Annotated in this window: 17 protein-coding genes; 9 read left to right on the top strand and 8 right to left on the bottom strand. The window is 70.6% G+C overall.

All coding sequences use genetic code 11. From position 1 onward, the window contains the following. Nucleotides 1–87 precede the first annotated feature (87 nt). Complete coding sequence (locus tag IE302_RS18340; RefSeq protein WP_191255750.1) at nt 88–1,506, top strand: MFS transporter; 1,419 nt, start codon at nt 88–90, stop codon at nt 1,504–1,506. Here the strand turns inward: IE302_RS18340 and IE302_RS18335 are convergent. Next, nucleotides 1,503–2,177 carry a DUF1707 SHOCT-like domain-containing protein gene (locus IE302_RS18335; RefSeq protein ID WP_191255749.1) on the bottom strand — a complete coding sequence of 225 codons (675 nt, stop codon included), beginning with the start codon at nt 2,175–2,177 and terminating at the stop codon, nt 1,503–1,505. The genes IE302_RS18340 and IE302_RS18335 overlap by 4 nt on opposite strands. A gap of 84 nt (nt 2,178–2,261) precedes the next feature. Between IE302_RS18335 and IE302_RS18330 the strand changes: the two genes are divergently transcribed. Next, nucleotides 2,262–3,293, top strand: a complete 1,032-nt coding sequence (locus tag IE302_RS18330; protein ID WP_229907834.1) for a hypothetical protein — start codon at nt 2,262–2,264, stop codon at nt 3,291–3,293. Nucleotide 3,294: 1 nt separating this feature from the next. Here the strand turns inward: IE302_RS18330 and IE302_RS18325 are convergent, their stop codons facing one another. Genes IE302_RS18325 through IE302_RS18315 form a run of 3 tightly spaced genes read right to left on the bottom strand, consistent with a single transcriptional unit; the run spans nt 3,295 to nt 6,319 of the window. Continuing rightward, complete coding sequence (locus IE302_RS18325) at nt 3,295–3,957, bottom strand: response regulator (RefSeq protein ID WP_191255748.1); 663 nt, start codon at nt 3,955–3,957, stop codon at nt 3,295–3,297. Continuing rightward, a complete protein-coding gene (macS, locus tag IE302_RS18320; RefSeq protein WP_191255747.1) occupies nt 3,954–5,120 on the bottom strand; it encodes a MacS family sensor histidine kinase in 1,167 nt (388 codons plus the stop codon). Before macS ends, IE302_RS18325 begins: the two co-directional genes overlap by 4 nt. Next, complete coding sequence (locus tag IE302_RS18315) at nt 5,117–6,319, bottom strand: AI-2E family transporter (RefSeq protein ID WP_191255746.1); 1,203 nt, start codon at nt 6,317–6,319, stop codon at nt 5,117–5,119. The genes macS and IE302_RS18315 overlap by 4 nt, the downstream gene beginning before the upstream one ends. 279 nt (nt 6,320–6,598) lie before the next feature. Between IE302_RS18315 and IE302_RS18310 the strand changes: the two genes are divergently transcribed. Both IE302_RS18310 and IE302_RS18305 read left to right on the top strand, forming a co-directional pair. Beyond that, nucleotides 6,599–7,618, top strand: a complete 1,020-nt coding sequence (locus IE302_RS18310; RefSeq protein ID WP_191255745.1) for a hypothetical protein — start codon at nt 6,599–6,601, stop codon at nt 7,616–7,618. Nucleotides 7,619–7,812: 194 nt separating this feature from the next. After that, complete coding sequence (locus tag IE302_RS18305) at nt 7,813–11,061, top strand: beta strand repeat-containing protein (protein ID WP_191255744.1); 3,249 nt, start codon at nt 7,813–7,815, stop codon at nt 11,059–11,061. A 148-nt stretch (nt 11,062–11,209) separates the two neighbouring features. Here the strand turns inward: IE302_RS18305 and IE302_RS18300 are convergent, their stop codons facing one another. Further along, on the bottom strand, nt 11,210–12,400 hold the full coding sequence (locus IE302_RS18300) for an ROK family transcriptional regulator (RefSeq protein ID WP_229907833.1): 1,191 nt from the start codon (nt 12,398–12,400) through the stop codon (nt 11,210–11,212). 90 nt (nt 12,401–12,490) lie between these two features. Here IE302_RS18300 and IE302_RS18295 point away from each other — a divergent pair, with 90 nt between their 5' ends. Further along, nucleotides 12,491–13,657 carry an MFS transporter gene (locus tag IE302_RS18295; RefSeq protein WP_229907832.1) on the top strand — a complete coding sequence of 389 codons (1,167 nt, stop codon included), beginning with the start codon at nt 12,491–12,493 and terminating at the stop codon, nt 13,655–13,657. On the opposite strand, the gene IE302_RS18290 is transcribed toward IE302_RS18295, so the two are convergent. Next, on the bottom strand, nt 13,654–14,424 hold the full coding sequence (locus IE302_RS18290; protein WP_191255742.1) for a dioxygenase family protein: 771 nt from the start codon (nt 14,422–14,424) through the stop codon (nt 13,654–13,656). The genes IE302_RS18295 and IE302_RS18290 overlap by 4 nt on opposite strands. A 314-nt stretch (nt 14,425–14,738) precedes the next feature. On the opposite strand from IE302_RS18290, the gene IE302_RS18285 reads away from it, so the two are divergent. Beyond that, nucleotides 14,739–15,200: a MarR family winged helix-turn-helix transcriptional regulator gene (locus IE302_RS18285; protein WP_191255741.1), complete on the top strand. Its 462-nt coding sequence runs from the start codon at nt 14,739–14,741 to the stop codon at nt 15,198–15,200. Here IE302_RS18285 and IE302_RS18280 read toward each other — a convergent pair. Beyond that, nucleotides 15,176–15,547 (bottom strand): VOC family protein, encoded by a 372-nt coding sequence (locus tag IE302_RS18280; protein WP_191255740.1) that lies wholly within the window; start codon nt 15,545–15,547, stop codon nt 15,176–15,178. The two genes, IE302_RS18285 and IE302_RS18280, sit on opposite strands and share 25 nt — an antisense overlap. An 84-nt stretch (nt 15,548–15,631) precedes the next feature. Here IE302_RS18280 and IE302_RS18275 point away from each other — a divergent pair, with 84 nt between their 5' ends. Further along, nucleotides 15,632–16,591, top strand: coding sequence for a helix-turn-helix transcriptional regulator (locus IE302_RS18275; protein WP_191255739.1), 960 nt, complete (start codon nt 15,632–15,634; stop codon nt 16,589–16,591). An 84-nt stretch (nt 16,592–16,675) separates the two neighbouring features. Continuing rightward, on the top strand, nt 16,676–16,918 hold the full coding sequence (locus IE302_RS18270; RefSeq protein ID WP_229907831.1) for a MarR family winged helix-turn-helix transcriptional regulator: 243 nt from the start codon (nt 16,676–16,678) through the stop codon (nt 16,916–16,918). Nucleotide 16,919: 1 nt separating this feature from the next. On the opposite strand, the gene IE302_RS18265 is transcribed toward IE302_RS18270, so the two are convergent. Beyond that, nucleotides 16,920–18,107 (bottom strand): serine hydrolase domain-containing protein, encoded by a 1,188-nt coding sequence (locus IE302_RS18265; RefSeq protein WP_191255738.1) that lies wholly within the window; start codon nt 18,105–18,107, stop codon nt 16,920–16,922. Nucleotides 18,108–18,172: 65 nt separating this feature from the next. Here IE302_RS18265 and IE302_RS18260 point away from each other — a divergent pair, with 65 nt between their 5' ends. Then, nucleotides 18,173–19,054: an aminoglycoside phosphotransferase family protein gene (locus IE302_RS18260; protein ID WP_191255737.1), complete on the top strand. Its 882-nt coding sequence runs from the start codon at nt 18,173–18,175 to the stop codon at nt 19,052–19,054. The last annotated feature ends 37 nt before the right edge of the window (nt 19,055–19,091 follow it).

The raw sequence follows: 19,091 nt of genomic DNA, 5'->3' as shown, positions 1-19,091 counted from the left end.
TGAAAAAGATCGGGAGAGCCTGTCGAAATCCGGTCCACCACTTCGACGCCTTGGTGAGAGACACCGAAGCGACGAAAGGACCGGACGATGACGACCACCGAGACCCCGACACGGGCGGGCACCCGGGAATGGGTCGGGCTGGCCGTGCTGGCCCTCCCCACCTTCCTGGTCTCGCTCGACGTGTTCGTGCTGATCCTCGCGCTGCCGAAACTCAGCCAGAGCCTCGGCGCCGACAGCACCCAGCAGCTGTGGATCATGGACGTCTACGGCTTCATGATCGCCGGGTTCATGGTCACCATGGGCACCGTCGGCGACCGCGTGGGCCGCCGGAAACTGCTGCTCGTCGGCGCGACGGCGTTCGGTCTCGCCTCGGTGCTGGCGGCGTTCTCGACCAGCGCGCTGATGCTCATCGCCGCCCGAGCGATCCTCGGGATCGCCGGTGCGACGCTGGCGCCGTCGACGCTCGCCCTGATCAGCAACCTGTTCCCCGACAGCCGTCAGCGTTCCCTCGCGATCGGCATCTGGGCCGGCTGCTTCACCGTCGGCGCGATCGTCGGTCCGATGGTCGGCGGCGTGCTGCTGGAGCACTTCTGGTGGGGTTCGGTGTTCCTGCTCGGCGTCCCCGCGATGGTCCTGCTGCTCATCGTCGGCCCGAAGCTCCTGCCCGAGTACCGCAACGAGAACGCCGGCCGGCTCGACCTGGCGAGTGTCGCGCTTTCGCTGGTCACGATCCTGCCCGCGGTCTACGGCATCAAGGAACTCGCCCGTGAAGGCGTCCACGTGATCCCGGTGGCCTCGCTCCTGATCGGCCTTGGCTTCGGCGCGGTGTTCGTGCGGCGTCAGCGAGTCCTCCCGGACCCGCTGATCGACCTGAAGCTGTTCCGTGTCCCCGCGTTCGCGACGGCGCTGGGTGGCATGTGCGCGTTCTCGATGCTGGGCGGGACGACCATGCTCTTCGTCGCACAGTTCTTCCAGATCGTCCTGGAGCTTTCACCGGTCGGCGCCGCGCTGGCGTTGCTGCCGGGGATGGTCGCGGCGACCGTCAGCTTCCTGGCCGCCCCGATCCTCGCCCGCCGCTTCCGGCCCGCCGCCCTCATCGCCACCGGGTTGGCAGGCGCGATCGCCGGATTCCTGCTGCTGACGCAGGTCGAGCCCGGAGCAGGTCCGGTGCTCCCGTCGATCGCGTTCGCCGTCACCTGCCTGTGCGGCGGCCCGCTGGTCACCCTCGGCACGGATCTGGTCGTCGGCTCGGTACCGCCGGAGAAGGCCGGTTCGGCGGCCTCGCTTTCGCAGACCGGCAACGAGTTCGGCTACGCGCTGGGCATCGCGACCGTCGGGACGCTGGGCAACGCCGTCACCCGGGCGAAACTCGCCGACGCCGTTCCCGCGCACGAAGCCTTCGCCAGCGGGATGCACGTGGTGTCCGGGCTGGCCGCGCTGGTGCTCGCCGGGATCGCGTACTTCGTGCTCCGGCACCTCCGGCACGTGCGCCCGGTCGGTGCTTAGGCCCTGTCCTGCCCGAAGAAGCCCCGCCGCGGGTACTTGATGATCAGCGCGCCCCCGTGCACGCGCCCGGTGATGACGAACCGGGGCGTGCCGGGGCGGCCGTTCGACTGGGTCCGGTCGTCGAGGTTGCCGAACTTGATGTCGGTGATCGAGTTGGTGTCGACGGCGGCGTTCTCGGGGATGGTGATCTCCACCGGGCCCCATTTGGCCTGGAGGTCGATGTGCACCACCGGGTACCGGATCTCGGCCTGGGAGAAGTCCAGTTTCGTGGCACCGTACTTGTTCCGGACCACCATCGACTCCGGGACCAGCCAGTTCCCGTTGCGCTGCAACGCCGAGTACTTGCCGTTGAGCTCCATGACCTGCCCGGACGTCCGCGAGTAGGCGTGCTGAGCCGGCGGCGCCCACGGGTTCTGCTGCTGACGCGGCACCATTCCCGCTTCGGGATGCACCAGGCCCGGCAGATCCGTGAGCACCGCGTTCAGCTCACCGCGGGTCTTCGAGGCGAGGGCGCGGTCGGTCCGCTCGGTGAACTCGTCGAGGTTCAGCATCCCGAGGCCGATCGCCTTCTGCAGCACTTCGACGACGTGTTCGCGCTCCGCGTCGGAGACCCGGATGTCCCGTCCGGTCAACGGCTTGGTTTCGGTCGTCGGCTGCTCTTCCTCGCCCATGCCTGGAATGGTAGAACCGGATCTCACGCGCGAGATCGGGGAAATACCCTGAACAGACCCGCATTTCTCCCCTGTGCCGCCGTAGTGGCGGCAGTCCTGGTGCTGGCCGGGTGCACGGCGACCCCGCAACCCGCGCCCGCCCCGCCGGAGCCGACGAGCCCGCCGCCGTCGAAACTCGACGGCATCCCGGTGGACTACACCGGATTCCGCTTGATCATGGCGACGTCACCGCCGTCGATGCTCGACCCCGCCAAGGGCGTGACCACTCCGCTTCCCGGTGCGCCGTCGGGCGACCGGGTCAACGATGTCATCCGCGTCGGCAAGTTCCCGGTCGTGCTGTCGGCCGGCCGCTGCGGGCCTTCCTGTCTGGAGCCGTCCGAGGTGTTCGTCTACGGGGATCCGAAGAACGAGCCGTGGAAGCTGGGCAAGGCGCGCAGCGTCGCCCCGTCGGCCGACGAGACCGGTGTCTGGCTGATCCGCGACGACGGCAACGACCTCTGCCGCCTCCAGTTCGTCTCGCTCCTCGGCGCCGAACGCGGCCGCGGCCGTCCGGCGAGCTGCACGACGGCGGTGCGCCGGGAGGTGCCGCAAGGCCTGCTGATCACGGTGAACGCCGGGACGGCGACCGCGGAGGACGTGCTGATCGACCCCGCCACCGGCCGCGCCGTGCACCAGTTCCCGCGCGTCCTCGCGATCACCAAGGACCGGATGCTGCTCGCCGAGCTGACCGAGTTCTCCGTGTTCGACCTGCGCAACAGCCAGCGCACGCCGGTCCGGTGGCCGGTGACCAACGGCAAACCGGGGCAGGTGGTGCCGAGCCGCGACGGGTACAAGGTGGCCGTCCTGTTCGGCGATCCCGCCTGGCAAGGGACCAGTACGCAGACCGCCGACGTCTGGGTGCTCGCGCTCGACACGCTGACCTGGACGCGCGCGCCCTCGATGCCGATCGTGACCCCGCTCAACCGGGTCGCGGTCGAATGGTCCGAGGACGACGCCCTGGTGCTCGTCACCGACGTGGTCGCGAGCTGGTGGCTCGACCGGCCACAGTGGACGATCGCCAAGACGCCGCTGCCCGCCGAGCGGAACCCTTCGGCGGTCACCATCGCCCAGGGCTGAGCTATTCGTCGGCGTCGAGCCCGTGCTCGATGGCGTAGCGGGCGAGTTCGACCCGGTTGTGCAGCTGGAGTTTCCGCAGCGTCGACTGGACGTGGTTCTCCACCGTCCGATGCGAGAGCACGAGCTTCTCGGCGATCTGCCGCGCCGTCATCCCCTTCGCGACCAGGCGCAGGACGTCGGTCTCGCGTTCGGTCAGCCGCGGCGGCGCGGGTCCGTCGTCCGGGGCGTCGGCCATGCGCCGGTATTCGCCGAGGACGAGCCCGGCGAGCCCGGCGGTGAACACCGGATCCCCCGCCGCCGTCCGCCTGACCGCGTCCACCAGTTCGCTCGCCGAAGCCGATTTGACCAGGTAACCGGACGCCCCGGCCTTGACCGCCTCCAGGACGTCGCTGTGCTCGCCGCTCGCGGACAGCACCAGCACCTTGGTCGACGGCAGCTCCGAGGTGATCTCGCGGGTGGCGTCGACGCCGGACGTCTCGCCGAGATTGAGGTCCATCAGCACGACGTCCGGTGCGACCGTGCGCGCGATCCGCAGCGCGGCGGGCGCGTCCGGAGCCGTGGCCCGCACGTCGAAACCGTGCTCGGCGAGGTCGCGGGCGACCCCGTCCCGCCACATCGGGTGGTCGTCGACCACCATCACCGAGATCTGAGGCGCGTCGGTCATCGCTTTCCCCTCGCCGCCACTGGAACCTTGACTTCCCATTCCGTGCCCTGGCCCGGCGCGGTGTCCAGGGCGACGCTTCCGCCCAGATCCCGCACGCGCCCCTTGATGGACTCCGCGATACCTAGATGTCCCTCGGCCGCCGCTCGTTCCAACACCCCTTGGGCGATTCCCGGGCCGTCGTCGCGGACGCTGACCACGACCTCGGTGCCGAGGTCCTCCAGCAGCACCCAGGCACGCGCCTCGTCACCCGCGTGTTTTTCGACGTTCAGCAGCGCCTCGCGCGCCACCGCCACCAGTTCCGCGGTCACGTGCTCGGGCAATTGAACCTCACCGGCGGGCGTCGAGACCTGCACCGACGGCGTCGCGAGCAGCTGCAACGCGGACCGCAGGTCGGTGGTCCCGTTCTCGCTCGGATGCGTCGGCTCGGTGGTGACCAGCGCCCGCAGCGCGATCTCCTGCTCACCGGCCAGCTTCGCCAGTTCGGCGGCCTCCCCGCCGAACTCGGCGCCGCGTTTGCGCACCCGCGCGAGCACCTGCAGGACGCTGTCGTGGATCGAGCGGGCGAGCCGTTCCCGTTCGGCCGTCGCGGCCTCCATGCGCAACGCCCTGGTCAGCGCGTCGGCGGACCGGCGGGCCATGGTCGCGGCCAGCCCGATCACGAATCCGCTCGCGGTCAGCAGGAAGCCGTCCCGCGCGACGTCGACGTCGAACCGCCAGCGCACCAGCCCGGTGACCACCGAGACCACCAGCCCGGCGAGGACCCCGCCGACAGCGCCGAACCGCGTCCCGGCCGCCGCGGGCGGCACCGCCGCCCACACCGTCGTGATGAGCGGGGTGTTGGCGTCGAACTGCGCGGTGGTCAGGATCCACGCCGACGTGAACATGAGCGCGACGGTCAGCGCGAGATCGATGCCGACCAGCCACGGCCAGCGGCTCGACGGCCGCGCGTAGAACACACTGCTCAGCACCGTCCACACCGTCATCACGCCGAACGACGTCCACGCGAGCCACTTGTTCGCGTAGCCGTCGTAATGGACGACGAACGATCCCAGCGCGAAGAGCAGCGTCGTCACGCGAAGCACGATCACCCCGCGCCACAGCGGGGTGGCGGGGTCCCGCGTGCCGAGCGCCGAGACCGCTCGCCAGAGCGGGGTGTCCGTCATGACTTCGCTTCGGACTCTTTCTCTTCCCCGGGATCGTTCGGGGTCGCCGCCTGATCGCGCAGGACGTCGATCTCCGCCGGATCGGGATCGTGTTCGTGCAGCAGCGACCGGATGCCCGCGTTGAGCACCGCGAGCAGCGGCACCGACAGCAGCGCGCCGGCGATCCCGGCGGCGACGAGACCGGCGGTGATCGCGAGCACCACGGCGAGCGGGTGCAGCTTGACCGCGCGGCCCAGCAGGATCGGCTGCAGCACGTGGCTCTCCAGCTGCATGACGCCGATGACGATGGCCAGCACGACCAGCGCGCCGACGACCCCCTTCGTCACCAGGGCGATCAGCACCGCGACCGCGCCCGCGATCACGGCGCCGATGATCGGGATGAAGGCGCCGAGGAAGACCAGCGTCGCCAGCGGGATCACCAGCGGCACCCCGACGATCGCCAGCCCGATGCCGATGCCGACCGCGTCGACCACGGCCACCGCCGCCGTCGCGCGCACGTAGCTGACCAGCGACGCGAACCCCCGGCGCCCGGCGACGTCGATCCGGTTGCGCACCCGTCCCGGCACGCCGCGGACCAGGAACGACCAGATCTGGTCGCCGCCGGAGAGGAAGAAGATCAGGATGAACAGCGTCAGGATGAAGCCGGTGACGATCTCGCCGACCGTGGTCGCCGTGGTGAGCGCGGTGGTGGTGATCGACGCCTGGTTGTTCTGCAGGAAGCTGATCGCCTGGTTGATGAACTCCTGGATCTGTTCCTGACGCAGGTGCAGCGGCCCGTCGATGAGCCAGCCCTTGATCTGGTTGAGGCTCTCCGTCAGCTGTTTCTGCAGCTCCGGCAGACCGGAGGAGAACTGCGCGACGACGAACGTCAGCAGCCCGCCCAGCACCGCGAGCCCGGCGATCAGCACTATCCCGGCCGCCAGCCCGCGCGGGAACTTGATCGCCTGCAGCTTGGAGACGGCGGGCGCGAGCAACGCGGCGAGCAGCAGCGCGATCGACAGCGGGATCACGACCACCGACAGGTAGCCGATCAGGAACACGATGACGTAGAGCGCGGCGATCACCACGATGAAGCGCCACGACAGCGCCGCGCCGATCCGCAGGCCGCGGGGCACGAGGTTCGTGACGTCTTCCGTGGACTCGGAAAGGAACGGGTTCGAGGGGTCGAATTCCGGCTGTTTGCGCCCTGGCTCGCTCACGCGCTCACCGTATCGGTCCGAGCCCGGGTTTCTTGAACATTCCGGGCAACGCGTACGCGTCGAATTAGCCCGATGCGACGCTTGACACATCGTCCGCCGGTCGACTCCGGAGTAACCCGGTCCCGCCTGCCTTGATCACTGATCGTGATTTCGAGCTACACCGTGTGTTCTTCACACGATCGTGCCATCAAGGCGTTGCTGGCTCGCTTTGACCTTCCGCCCTTTGCTTACCTCGGTCCCGCAACCGATGAACGGCACACCGAAGCGACAGGAGACCGAGTGACGAACGCGGCGAAGAACGAGGGGCGGGGCGCGGCGCGCTTCGGCCGTCTCGCTTCGCGTGCGCTGTTCGTCCTCGGCGGCGCCGTCGCCGGTTCCGCCGCCGCTTGGGCGGTTTCCGGAGCTTCCGCCGCGGCCGATGTCATCCCGTCCGCGCCGATGGTCAACGCTCCCGACACGAGCGTCACCCCGGTCACCGACGCCACCACGGCCGGTCTTTCCGATGTTTCCCGCGGCACTTCGAAGTTCACCGGCGACGTCGCCGGTGCCGTGTGCGGCGAGAACCACCAGGACGCCACCACGTGGTCGATGCCGGAAGGGTCCAAGACCTCGACGGCGAAGCGCCACTGCGGCGGCGAGATCCGCGCCGACGAGCACGAGGTCTCCGACCGCGTCAGCGACGCGGTCACCGACTTCGCGGACACCTCGGTGGTCACCCCGGTCAAGCGGACGCTCGGCGCCGTCGAGCACATCGTGCGCAAGCCGCAGGACACCCGCCAGGTACTGGACGAGACCTTCGCCCCGTCGCCCGATTTCGGTCGCGGGGTCTGGGACCTCCTCGACCCGCACGGCCACGGCGGTCTCGTGCCGGAGCTTCCGGTCAGCGGCGGCCCGGTCGACCCGAAGTCCCCGCTGGAGACCGGCGGCGCCGGCGACCAGGTCACCGACTTCGCCCAGCTGGCCACGACGCAGTTCCCCGCTTCCGCCGAGACCCTCCTCCCGATGCCCGCCCTCGTGCAGCAGCAGGGCGCGTTCGACCAGGACGAGGACTCTCCTTCGCGTGACGGACACGGCGACCTCCCGCGTCCGCTCACCCCGGCGCCGCTTCCCGTCGCGCCGTCCATCCCGACTGTCCCCGGTGGCGGCAACGCCCCCGGTGGTCACCTCGACGGCTTGACCCACGGCGTTCCCGCCTGGCTCGTCGCCGCCGTCGAGCGTTCCCTGACCGGCTACACGCTGGCAGGCACGCGGTACATGCCGCTCACCCCGGGCTCGCAGCCCGGCGTCACTCCTGACTGAACACCTCCCTCCGCGGGGTAGCCGACGCGCCTCACGCCTCCCGATTCCGGGCTTGGCTTCGCGTCCGCTCCTGAACCCCCGCGAAACGGCGGTGCGCTTTGTCGCGCCCGCACTCTTTCCACCCCCCTCTGGCGCCTGTTCGAAGGCGCCTCCTCAGACCCGAAAGGGAACCCGAAATGAAGGAGAACAACCCCATGCAATCCTGGGCAAAGCGCGGACTCCAGACCGCGTTGGTCACGGGTGGGCTGTTGATGCTGGGCACCGGCATCGCCTCGGCTGACGAACAGGTCAACCCCGACACCCCTGCCTCGCCGCTCGACGCGAACGTCACCGTTCCCATCGAGATCGACAACAACGCCGTCGGCACGCCGCTGGGCCAGGCCGACCTCCCCGGCTACAAGGGTGAGGTCAGCACCAAGGCCGTCACCAAGCCCGTCTCGGACGCGCTGGACTCGGCTTCGTCGCCGGGCAGCAGCAGCGACGGCATCGGCGGAGGGCTGCCCAAGCTCTCCGACAAGGGCGCCGTCCCCGCGCCGCTGGCCGCCAAGGACTCGGCCCGTCAGGTCAGCGGTGGGCTGACCAGTGGTGGGTTCACCACCACGGACGACATCCTCAAGGGCAACAAGGTCGTCGGTGACGTCGTCGTCCCAATCCAGATCGTCGACAACGCCATCGGCGTGATCGGTGACGCCGAGGTCGAGGGCGGCAGCCACCAGCAGACGTGGTCGCACAACCAGGACGTCGAGACCACCGGTGAGGACTCCAGCCTCGCCGGGAACGTCGTGTCCCTGGACTGGGCGCTGCCCGTGCAGATCGCCGGGAACGGCGGCGGGCTCGCCGGCGGCACCGGTCGCGTGGTCGGCGGTTCCGCCAGCCAGAGCACCACCGAGACCGGCAACATCACCACCGACGGCGAGGGCTCCGCTCTCTCCGGCAACGTGGTGGCCGGTCAGTTCGCCACCCCGGTCCAGGTCACCGGCAACGCCGTGTCCTGGATCATCGGCAACGCCAACAGCTCCGGCTACGAGGCCGAGACCGACGCCACCTCCGGCGGCTGGGTCGAGACCGACGGTGACGACTCCGCCCTCGGCGGCAACGTCGGCGCGGTGCCGATCGCCCTCCCGGTGAAGGTGAACGACAACGCGGCGGCCGCGCACGGTTCGCTCGCGAACTCGAACAGCAGCTCCGCTGCGGACGCGCAGGCCGGCGACACCACGCCCGGCTGGAGCAACGTCCCCAGCTACGTGCAGACCTCCGGCGAGGACTCGGCCGTCGCGGGTAACGCGATCGTGCCGCAGACCGCGGACGTCGCGAACGTCGGCGGCGTGGCCGCCAGCTGGGTCGGCCTGGCCAACACCGGCAAGGACGGCGGCACCAGCCACTCCAGCGTCGTCGACGCCGGTGGCTTCGTCAGCTCCGAGGGCGAAGGCTCCGCGGGCGGCGGCAACATCGTCGACCCGGCCGTGGCGGCCCCGGTCGAGGTGACCTGCATCGCGGGCACCTACATCGGCAACGTGTCCTCCACCTCGTGCGAGAACACCGTCGACGCGAACGCCGGCAACGGCAGCCACACCACGGGTGACGACTCCACCCTCGCGGGCAACATCGTCAACACCCAGGCCGCGCTGGCCCCCGAGGTCTACGGCGTCGGTGGCTCGCACATCGGCCAGGCCGTCGCCGAGGCGACCGAGACCAAGACCGTGACCGCCGGCGGGTACGACGGCACCACGGGCAACGACTCGTCCGGCTCGGGCAACATCGTCCAGGTCCCGGCCGCGGTTCCGGCCGAGGTCTTCGGTGTCGGTGGCTCGTTCATCGGTCAGGGCTCCGGCTCGGCCGACGAGACCAAGGTCGTCTCCGGTGGCGGCGGCGGGAACACCGCCGACGACAACGGCTTCCTCAGCTCCAACCTGGGCACCGTGCCGGTTTCGCTGCCGGTGCAGGCGTTCGGGATCGGTGGCGCGTTCATCGGTCAGGGCCACGGTGGCGCCGACGGCGACACCACCTCCAACGCCGGGCACGACGTCCACGCGACCGGTGACGGTGGCGCGGGCTCGGGCAACCTGGTCTACGGCCCGGTGTCCCTGCCGGTCCAGGCGCACAACTTCGCCGCGGTGCTCGGCGGGATCGCGTCGGGCGAGGGCTCGAACCTGACCGACTCGAACGCCGGTGGCGACGCCACCGCGAACGGTGACGAAGGCGCCCTGGCGGGCAACATCGTCCAGACGCCGGTCGGCGGCACCGTCCCGGTGACCGGCCTCGGCGCCGCTGCGGCGGGCATCGCCAAGGGCACCAGCGTGAACGACGTCATGTCGTCGGCGGGTGGCGACGCCACCACCACCGGTGACGAAGGCGCGGTCTCGGGCAACATCATCGGCGCGCAGGCGCTGCCGATCGTGCCCGTCACGCACGACGCGGTCGCGGCCGCCGGTATCGCCGACGCCGTCGGCTCCGACACCGTCGACGCCACCTCGGGTGGCGACGTCGAGACCTCGGGCACCGAAGGATCGCTCTCGGGCAACATCCTCGACATCCCGGTCGCGGCCGTTCCGGAGGTGTTCGGCGACGCCATCGCGGCGGCCGGCGGCGTCTCCGAGACCGACGCGGACAGCATGATCGACGGCCAGACCGGCGGCGACAGCATCACCGACGGCAGTGGAGAGGCCCTGTCGGGCTTCAACTTCCACCACCCGCTGGTGTTCTCGGTTCCGCTGAACGAGCTCGAAATCCCGGTGCTGGCCATCGCGGACGAGAACTCGGACGACTCCACCGAGATCAACGACGAGGAGTACACCCGCGCCTTCACCGACACGGTGGGCTCGGAGATGCCGATCGACGCGGTGCCGACCCTGCCCTTCGGCGCTCCCGCGCTGAACGGTGCCGGCGCCCTGCCGTCCACCCCGGCGATCGGTGGCGCCCGCGCCGACGGTCCCCAGCTGGGTGGCCTGCAGGCCGGTCTGTCCTCCCTGAAGGGGCTGACGGCTCTCCCGACGCAGATGCCGAAGGCGGACCTGCCCGAGCTGCCCGGCACCCCGGCGCTGCCCGGTGTCCCGGCCCTGCCGAAGACCCCGGCCCTGCCCGGTGACGACGCTCGTGCGGACGCCCCGAAGGTCGCGCAGCTGCCGACCCTCCCGGCGCTGAACGGCCTGCCCACCGTCGGCAAGCTGCCGGTGCAGCTCCCCACGGCCGGCGCCCTGCCGACTGCGGGCACCCTGCCGGTGGCCCTCCCGACGGCCGGCGCCCTGCCGACCGCGGGTGCGCTCCCGACCGCCGGCTCGCTGCCGGTGCAGCTGCCCACCGCGGGCACCCTGCCGGTCGTGAACAGCACCCCGGCGATGCCGACCGCGCAGGTCCCGGCTCTGGCGAACGTCGACTCGTCGCCGCTGAGCATGTTCCAGCGTTTCATCGGCACCCTGACCGGCAAGAAGTTCCACACCATGTGAACCTGCCAGTCGGCTAGCGCCACTGAATGAACCGAAGCGGGCCCGGGAGTCACTCCCGGGCCCGCTTCCTTTTGTGTTCCGCCCCCGATCACGCGTGTGCGCTCTCCAATCACGCGTGTCGTCCGTCTGATCACGCGAGATCGCCGTTTCAGCCCCTCGGGGTGAACAGCGCGTCCTGGGCCGCGCCCATCGCGGTCAGTACCGCGCCCTCCAGCACCGCGCCGCCGCCGACGGTCCCCGCCCGCACCTCGGTCCGCAGCGGTGAGATCTCCGAGATCCGGCGGCTGACCCGGGCGGCCAGCGCGTCGCCGCCCGCGCGGCCGATCTCGCCGCCGAGCACGAGACAACCCGGGTCGAGCACCGCGGTGACCGCGGCCGCGCCGATCGCGATCCGCTCCGCGACGATCTCCAGGAACTCCTCGGCGCCGGCGTCGATCGCATACCCGATGGCCGCTTCGGCCGCTTCGGCGTTGTCGGCCGACGAAGCGGGGATGCCGTGTTCGCGGGCGAGGTCGCAGATCGCGGCGCTGCCCGCCAGGGTGTGGAAGCCGCCGTCGCAGTCCGTCGCCGTCGGGAGCCGTCCGGGTCCCAGCATCGGCAGGAACCCGATCTCGCCCGCGCCGCCCGACGCGCCCCGCCGCAGCGAACCGTCGAGGACGACGGCCGCGCCGACACCGAAGCCGAGCCACAGCAGGACGAAGGTGTCGCGGTCGCGGGCGGCGCCGAGGCGCTGTTCGGCGGCGGCGGCGAGGTTGACCTCGTTCTCCAGCAGTACCGGGACGCCCAGCCGTCGCCGGAGTTCGTCGACGAGTTTCCCGTGCCACGCGGGCAGTCCCCCGGCGGGCCGCAGACCGCCGGTCGCCGGGTCGACCAGACCGGGCGCGCCGACGGCGATCGTGTGCAGCGCGGTCGCGCCCGCTTCGGCGGTGGTGGCCTCCAGCAGGGCGATCGCCCGCTCGACGGCCATATCGGTGTCGACGTCCAAAGCGAACGGCACCGAGGCCTCCGCCCTGGTCTGCCCGAGCAGGTCTGCGACCGAAACGGCCATGCCGTGCGTACGGACGTCGAGACCGGCGAGGTACGCGCGGTCGGCGACGATGCCGTACAGCTTCGCGTTCGGCCCGCGGCGTTCCGCGCCCGCTTCGCCGACGATCTCGATCAGCCCGGCGTCCTGAAGCCGTTCGACGAGGTCCGCGACGGTCGGCCGGGAGAGCCCGGTCAACGTCTTGAGCTGGGTGGCCGTCAGCGCGCCCTCGCGTTGGAGCAGGTCGAGGGCGAGCCGGTCGTTGATGGCCCGCGCGGTGCTCGGGGAGGCGGACGGCATCCGGATGACACTCACCGTTGGATCCTCCCAGAATTAATTATCAGGTTCCCTTCCTGATAGTTTACGCTCACACCGTCGAGTCGTCTCATGGACCTTGGGGGCCCAGTGACCAACACAGTGGAAACCGTCGGCGCGCCGTCACGACGGGTGCGGCAGGCGCGGGTCGCCATCGCCGCCGTCTTCGCCGTGCACGGCGCGGTGACCGGCAGTTTTGCCACCCGGATCCCGTGGATCCAGGAACACGCGGGGATCAGCGCGGGCCAGCTCGGCCTCGCGCTCGCCTTCCCCGCGATCGGTGCCTCGCTGACCATGCCGCTCGCCGCGCGGATCGGGCACCGGCTCGGCGGCAGGCTGGGGCTCCGGCTGCTGCTGGCGTACTGGACGCTGGCGCTGATCCTCCCGTCCCTGGCGGGAAACCTCTTCACCCTGTGCCTCGCGCTGTTCGTCATGGGCACCGCGGCCGGTACCTCGGACGTGCTGATGAACGCCCTCGGCGTCGACGTCGAGGAGAAGATGGGCAAGTCGGTCATGTCGGGGCTGCACGGCATGTGGACCACGGGCGCGCTCGTCGGTTCCGCCGCGGGCACGCTCGCCGCGCACGCCGCGTTGGACGCCCGGATCCACTTCCTGATCGCGTCCGCCGTGCTCACCGTCGCCGGAGCGCTCCTCTGCCAGGGCGTGTTCGACGTCCGCAGCGCGCCCGACGAGAATCCGCCGCCTAGGTTCGCGCTGCCGCCGAAGTCGGCCGTGATCATCGGTGCCGTCGCGTTCTGTGCCGTCTTCGCCGAGGGCGCGAGCCTCGACTGGTCCGCCGTCTACCTGCGCGACGTCCTCGACACCTCGCCGGGTATCGCGGCGGCGTCGACCACCGCGTTCACCTGCACGATGGCGGCGGCCCGGCTCTCGGGTGACGCGCTGGTCCGGCGCTTCGGCTCGGTCAAGACCGTCCGCACGGGTGGCGCCTTCGCGACGGCCGGTGGGCTGCTCGTCGTCTTCGCCGCCCATCCGGTGATGGCGATGGCCGGGTTCGCGCTGATCGGGCTCGGCGTCTCCGTCGTGGTGCCGCTCGCCTTCGCGGCGGCCGGACGCAGCGGGCCGACGCCGAGCCAGTCGATCGCGGGCGTCGCGACCATCACCTATTCGTCGGGTCTCGTCGCGCCGTCGCTGATCGGCGGGATCGCCGACCTGACGTCGCTGACGGTCTCGTTCGGGGTGGTCACGCTGCTGGCGCTCGGTCTGGTGGCGGGCGCCGGCGTCCTCCGCTCCCGCTAGTCGAACTGGAGGGAACGCTTGGCGAGGCCGTGCCAGTAGCCGTCGATGACGGTTTCGCCTTTCCCTTCCGAAGAGCTCGCGCCGAGCGAGACGAACAGCGGTGCGAAGTGCTCGATCCTGGGGTGCGCGAGGGCCGCGGCGGGGGCCTTGTGCTGGAAGTCCAGCAACGCGTCGAGGTCGCCGTGGCGCAGGGTCTCCGCACCCCAGTGGTCGAATTCGCTCGACCACGACGGCGGCGTCCCGTCGGTGCCGTCGGTCTGGCCCAGTGCGCTCAGGTTGTGGGTGAAGAAGCCGCTGCCGATGATCAGCACGCCTTCGTCGCGCAGCGGCGCGAGCTTCCGGCCGAGGTCGAACAGCTCGCGCGGGTCCAGCGACGGCATGGACACCTGGAGCACCGGGACGTCGGCGTCCGGGTACATCTCCACGAGCGGGACGTACGCGCCGTGGTCGAGGCCGCGGTCGGGCGCGTCGTGGACCGGTGTCTCCGGTGAGCGGAGCAGTTTCCGTACCTTGTCCGCCAGCTCCGGAGCGCCGGGTGCGGCGTATTTCACCTGGTAGTAGTGCTCGGGGAAGCCCCAGAAGTCGTAGACCAGCGGCACCGTGGTGGTGGCGCCGAGGGACAGCGGTGCCTCTTCCCAGTGCGCGGAGACGACGAGGATCGCCTTCGGCTTTTCGAGGTCCGCCGACCAGCCGGCGAGCTGGCGGGTCCAGGTGGCGTCGTCGGCGAGCGGCGGCGCTCCGTGGCTGAGGTAAAGCACCGGGGTCATGTCAGCTCCAGTTGTTTGAACTTTCAACTACCAGGATAGACGACGTCGCCCGGTTCCGCGTTATTCCCGGGCGAGGTTCGCCGCCATCCGCTCCAGCACGGCGACCGTCGTCCGGTACTCGTCGTCGCTGATGCCGTCCGTCGCGCGCTTGCGGAACTCGTCGACCTTGGCCTTCAGGCGCAGGTGTACCTTCCGGCCGGCTTCGGTCAGGCCTGGTGAAGGTGGGCGAACCAGAATCCGATGGGCTTCATGGATACTCCTTCATGTAGACGGCAACTACATGTAAAAGTACATGCACTTGGTGAGGATGGGCAATGACGGACGCCGTGGCCGACGTGGAACGCGCGATGATCGCCATCCGGCGGAGCCAGGCGAGGCGGTCGCTGTCGAAACTCGCCCGCGACCGCGCCGAAGCGATGCCGGACCAGGCGATCCAGGGACTCCTCGACGCCGTCGAAGCGGCCGAGGAGAGCGGCGAACCGGGCACCGTGACCAGCCTCGCGGCGGCCCTGACCATCGACCAGCCGCGCGCGAGCCGTCTGGTCGCGCGGGCGGTCGAGGGCGGTTTCCTCCGGCGTGAAGCCGATCAGCGCGACGGCCGCCGCGCCGTCCTCGTGCTCACCGAAACCGGCCGTGCCGCGGTGACGCGCATGCACGAATTCCGCCGTTCGGTGTTCGCCGAGGCGATGGCGGACTGGCCGGACGAAGACCGTCGCGAGTTCGCCCGGCTGCTGACCTCGTTCGTCCGGAACTACGGCGCGCTCGGCGTGAAGTAGTTGACGAGGTTCCCGTCGGGGTCGCGGAACAGCAGGGACCGGTTCCCCCACGGCATCGTGGTCGGCTTCTGGACGATCTCGGCCAGGTCCGCCAGCCGCTCGTACTCCTTGTCGACGTCCTCGACCCGGAACTCGAGGATCGCGGTCCGGTTCGATTCGGGCACCGCGGCCGCGCCGCCGAACAGGGTCATCGTCTCGGCGCTGCCGATCGCCAAGGTGCACGACGGGCCGGCGATCTCGGCGAACTGCTCGGCGCGCCACCGCGCGTCGAGGCCGGTCGCCTTCTCGTAGAACCCGGTGAGGCGGGCGACCTCGTGGGTGATCACGCGGACGGAAACGAACTGCATGGCTGGTCCTTTCGATGCCGGAAAGCGGGGCATCGGCCACGCTAGGAGCAATACCGGGCAAGATCCGCCCGGTATTCTGAGGCGGTGACCAGGCCCATCGCCCGCGTGCTCGCGCTGCTGGAGATCCTCCAGAGCGGCGGCACGCGCACCGTCGCCGAACTCGCGCGACGGCTCGACGTCGACGAGCGCACCGTCCGCCGATACGCCGAGCACCTCCTCGACCTGGACATCCCGGTCCGTTCGGTGCGCGGCCGGTACGGCGGCTACCGCCTCGCTCCCGGCTACCGGATGCCGCCGCTGATGCTCACCGACGAGGAGGCCTTGGCGGTCCTGCTCGGCCTGGTCGCGGGACGGCGGGCCGGGCTGATCACCACGTCGGTCGCGGCCGTCGAGAGCGCGGTCGCGAAGGTCCGCCGAGTACTTCCGGAAGCACTCGGCCGACGGCTGGACGCGCTGCTGGAGACCGCCGACTTCACCTCGCCCGCCCGGCGAACCCTGTCGGCCGAGGCCGAGGTGCTGCTCACCGTCGCGGAGGCGGCGCGGGACCGGCGCCCGGTCGGGCTCGCGTACCTCGCCGGACACGGCGGCGCCAGCGAACGCGTGGTTCATCCGTACGGCGTCGTGGCGCACTCCGGACGCTGGTACCTGACCGGTTTCGACTCGGCCAGCGGCGAGGTGCGCACCTTCCGCGTCGACCGGATCAAGGCGGCCGAGGCGCGGACCGGGACCTTCGAGACGCCCGATGGCTTCGACCCGGCCGAGCGAGTGCTGACCGCGTTGGCCGAGACGCCGCACCGGCACGACGTCTCCGTGCGGATCGAGGCGACGCCCGAGCAGGTCCGCGCCGTCTTCCCACCGTCCGTGGCCGTCCTGGAAGCGGACGGCGACGGGGTGCGTACCCGGATCCGGGCCCAGCGGCTGGACTGGATCCCGCCGCTGCTCGCCGCGCTCGATCGGCCGTTCGTGATCGAGCGGCCCGGCGAACTCCGCGACCTGGTCAGCGCGCTGGCACGACGGCTGGCGGAGCGGGCTCGGGAAGGGTGAGCGCCGAATGCGCCGGCTCGACCGCGTCTTCGGGCAGGGACGACAGCCGGCGCAGCACGGCATTGCGCTGCTCCAGCGCCTCGGGTGTGCTCGGAACGGCAAGGGCTGGTCGTCCGGGTCGCGGACCCGGACGACCAGCGAGCGCGCCTGATCGAGCTGACGCCGGAAGGGAAGGCGCTCCCCGACCGGTACCTGCGGACCATCCTCGGCTGGTTCGGCGACGCGATGGCCGACTGGTCGGCGGAGGACCGCAAGACCTTCGGCAGCCTCCTCGACCGCTTCGTCGACGACCTCACCTCGCGGCTGACACACCTCGAGGAGGAGTAGCTCACTTGTCGCAGAACACTGTCCTGACCAGCTTGTTCAATGCCGCCGGGTACGACGGCACCGGGTCGTTCTCGGGATCGCCCGCGGTGATCGACCCGGTCAACGTCCTGCTGCCGTCGGGCGTGCTGTACATCAGCGCCCCGTAGCCGTTGTTGCTGCCGTTGTGGTTGAGGATGACGCCGCAGCCTGGGCCCAAGTCCTGCGAGAACTGCCCGAGACCGTAGAAGCCGTAAAGGCTTTCGCTGCCGGGGTGGGTCTTGCGCATCTCGGTCATCAGCCAGGCGGGGAGCAGCTTGCCGTTCTGCAGTGCGGAGAAGTAGGTCTGGAGATCCTTCGTCGTCGAGATCATGTCCCCGGCACTGGAGATCCAGGACGGGTTCTGGTGGGTGACGTCGATCGTCTTCTTCTGACCGCCGTCTTCGTACTGGTAGTAGGCGTGGGCGTACGGCTGGGGCATCCCCGGCCAGGCGCCCGGCGACAGCGTGTCACGCAGCTTCAGCGGTCGCAGGATCCGCCGGTCCAGTTCGGTGGCGAAGGGGCGGCCGGTGAGCTTCTCGACCAGCAGCCTGGCCACCACGTAGTTGGTGTTGGAGTAGTCCCACCGCGCGCCCGGCTCGAAGACCGGCGACTTGGACACCGCCAGCCGCACCAGTTCCTCGGGCTGGTAGGTGTGGAAACGCAGGTCCACCCACTCCTTGCCTGCCCACGGGATCCCCGGCGTGACCGTCCCGTCCGGGTTGTACTGGCCGGTGTGGTTGAACAGCCCGCTCGTGTGCTGCAGCAGCATCCGGACGGTGATCCGCGAGTCCAGGCCGAACTGGGGAAGGAACCCCGCGACCGAAGTGTCGAGCTCGATCCTGCCCTCGGCCACCAGTTGCAGCACCAGGGTCGCGGTGAAGTTCTTCGTGGTGCTGCCGACGCGGAAGTGCCCGTTGGTCGGCGGTTTCGCGGTCCCGCCCAGCTCGCGCACCCCGGCGCTGCCGGTCCATTCGCCCCGCTCGTCGCGGACGCGCAGCTGCATCCCGCCGAATCCGGCGTCCACGAACTCTTGCATGGTCCGCTGCAAATCCGGGCGTGCCGGTGCGGCGGAGGCCGTCGGCACGGCCACCCCGGTCAGCAGCGCGGCCGCCAGCACGGTGGCGCCGGCCCGGCGGACGATGTTCTTGGTACCCCTCAGTGATGTCCTCATGGCGACTACGTTCGCGGGCCGCGCTGACACGAGGCAGTCACGACGCTGACATGGGAGCCTCGATCATGGGCGAGTTCAGGTACGAGCGGGATCTGGTGCGGGCGTTGCTGCGGGATCAGCATCCGGATCTGGCGGAGCTGGAGCTCCACGAGGTCGAAGGCGGCTGGGACAACCAGCAGTGGCGTCTCGGGCCGGAGCTGGCCGTACGCCTGCCGCGCACCGGGCGCGCCCCGTCGCTTCTGCGCACCGAGCAGAAGTGGCTGCCCGTGCTGGCCGAGCGCCTGCCGCTGCCAACGCCGGTCCCGGTGCGCGTCGGCGAACCCTCGGATCTGTTCGAGCACACCTGGACGATCACGCGCTGGGTCGACGGCGAGCCGGCGGACCGCGCGCCGATCACTCGCACGGACTCGGCCGGGGCGCTCGCGGGTTTCCTCAGGGCGTTGCACCGGCAGGCGCCCGCGGACGCGCCGGTCAGTTCGACCCGCGGACTGCCCCTGGCTTCCCTGCGGGACGGGTTCAACGGTTCGTGCGAAGCGGTCGCCGACGAGGTGGACACCGAGCACACGCGGGAGATCTGGGAGAAGGCCGTCGCGGCGCCCGCGTGGAACGGGCCGCCGAGCTGGCTGCACGGCGATCTGCATCCCGCGAACGTGATCGTCCGCGTGGGGACCCTCGCCGGGGTGATCGACTTCGGCGACCTGTGCGCGGGCGACCCGGCGACCGATCTGTCCGCCGCCTGGATCCTGCTGCCCGACGGCGCGGCGAGCCGGTTCTTCGACGGCTACGAGGTCGCGGACGACGCGACCATCGCACGGGCCCGCGGCTGGGCCGTCCTCCGCGCGCTGAACCTGATCGCCATCGGGCGCAACGGCAGGCTCGGTCTCCCCGGGGGCAAGCCGACCTGGGAACCGGCGGGCCGGGCCGCGCTGGACCGCGCGTCAGCGTGAGAGACGGGCTTCGATGCCGTCGAGCAGGCAGTCGAGC

This window comes from Amycolatopsis oliviviridis, from assembly GCF_014654365.1.
Lineage (GTDB): Bacteria > Actinomycetota > Actinomycetes > Mycobacteriales > Pseudonocardiaceae > Amycolatopsis > Amycolatopsis oliviviridis.
Note: the sequence above shows the minus strand (reverse complement) of the source record. Positions and strands in the feature narration are given on the sequence as shown.

Coding starts and splice junctions, on each gene's coding strand:
- IE302_RS18340 (WP_191255750.1), top strand. CDS start 88: ATGACGACCACCGAGACCCCGACACGGGCGGGCACCCGGGAATGGGTC.
- IE302_RS18335 (WP_191255749.1), bottom strand. CDS start 2,177: ATGGGCGAGGAAGAGCAGCCGACGACCGAAACCAAGCCGTTGACCGGA.
- IE302_RS18325 (WP_191255748.1), bottom strand. CDS start 3,957: ATGACCGACGCGCCTCAGATCTCGGTGATGGTGGTCGACGACCACCCG.
- macS (WP_191255747.1), bottom strand. CDS start 5,120: ATGACGGACACCCCGCTCTGGCGAGCGGTCTCGGCGCTCGGCACGCGG.
- IE302_RS18305 (WP_191255744.1), top strand. CDS start 7,813: ATGCAATCCTGGGCAAAGCGCGGACTCCAGACCGCGTTGGTCACGGGT.
- IE302_RS18290 (WP_191255742.1), bottom strand. CDS start 14,424: ATGACCCCGGTGCTTTACCTCAGCCACGGAGCGCCGCCGCTCGCCGAC.
- IE302_RS18285 (WP_191255741.1), top strand. CDS start 14,739: ATGACGGACGCCGTGGCCGACGTGGAACGCGCGATGATCGCCATCCGG.
- IE302_RS18280 (WP_191255740.1), bottom strand. CDS start 15,547: ATGCAGTTCGTTTCCGTCCGCGTGATCACCCACGAGGTCGCCCGCCTC.
- IE302_RS18265 (WP_191255738.1), bottom strand. CDS start 18,107: ATGAGGACATCACTGAGGGGTACCAAGAACATCGTCCGCCGGGCCGGC.
- IE302_RS18260 (WP_191255737.1), top strand. CDS start 18,173: ATGGGCGAGTTCAGGTACGAGCGGGATCTGGTGCGGGCGTTGCTGCGG.